The 646-nt window shown below is 39.3% G+C and carries 1 protein-coding gene and 1 pseudogene; both read right to left on the bottom strand.

The window, feature by feature from the left end:
• Positions 1–416: pseudogene (locus JMM81_RS22680) on the bottom strand (small-conductance mechanosensitive channel); the annotation flags it as partial.
• An 18-nt stretch (positions 417–434) separates the two neighbouring features.
• On the bottom strand, positions 435–646 hold a 212-nt coding region (locus tag JMM81_RS22675), incomplete at its 5' end, for a DUF5058 family protein (protein WP_256243818.1).

Raw genomic sequence — 646 nt, 5'->3', positions numbered from 1 at the left:
ATTAATGATGCAGCACCTATCGCAAGAGTCGCAGTGATCTCTCCTTTCTCTGTACCAGGTTGTGCTCCAATTGCATTTTGTGCAGCGGCTGCAGATGGTAAACACATATTTCCTATATTACCTGTTAGAAAACTTATATAAGTGCCTGATACACCTAAAATTGGGTAATACATGATTGGTTCAAGTACCCAGACCACAGCAATAATTCCTGCATATGCAAGAAATCCACTAAGAATAACATTCCAACCAGGGTGATATCCGAGAACGAACGAAAGAACTATCGGTAACGATACGCTTAATATAATAGCCGCCCATACTGTTAACCGCCCCCAGAAGTGGGACTTTATATGAAATTGTTCCATCGCAGAACCACTAGTATTTCTAACTTTTGTCTCACTTTTTACGTTTACAATCATGGTTTTACCTCCCTGTCATTAAATGATAAAATAACCTACAACTAAACTAGAAAGGATGGCAATTCCAAGTGACCATTCACTTAACCATCTCATATGGAGTTTGTTTGCTAATGTTGTTAAAATGACCATTGTGATGCTTGCCGTAAATACAGCTATAATATATTCAAGGCCTTTCACCATTTCAGCACTTGCTAAGTTCCCGAATGCAGCAACGATCGCAGCTGTTGTGA

Source organism: Bacillus sp. V3B (genome assembly GCF_024494465.1).
GTDB lineage: Bacteria > Bacillota > Bacilli > Bacillales > Cytobacillaceae > Bacillus_BD.
Note: the sequence above shows the minus strand (reverse complement) of the source record. Positions and strands in the feature narration are given on the sequence as shown.